The organism is Priestia sp. SIMBA_032, from assembly GCF_046535215.1.
GTDB classification, from domain to species: domain Bacteria; phylum Bacillota; class Bacilli; order Bacillales; family Bacillaceae_H; genus Priestia; species Priestia aryabhattai.
Window position 1 is genome coordinate 1 of record NZ_JAWRXD010001440.1, and the last position, 241, is coordinate 241.

Below are 241 nucleotides of genomic sequence, written 5' to 3' on the forward strand. Positions count from 1 at the left end.
TACTTCTTCTTCTGGAAATAAAAATTTTAACTCTTTCTCTAAATCTCCTAAAATCTGCTTCGCAATTGTATATTCTTTCTTTATTATAAGTTCTGATTGCTCCGCATGCAGTTCTTTCATATAATGTTGACTTTGACAACGCTTTAATGCGATTGCAATATGAATGACTAAATTATCAATTTCTATATCAGATAAATATATTGTTCCGCCTTCAATATACTTTAATATAATTGAACGAATG

At 28.2% G+C, this 241-nt stretch carries 1 protein-coding gene; it reads right to left on the reverse strand.

The genetic code is table 11. The features are described 5' to 3' along the window. Window positions 1-241: PRD domain-containing protein (locus SB717_RS39080; protein WP_410908655.1), on the reverse strand; the 241-nt coding region annotated here is incomplete at both ends.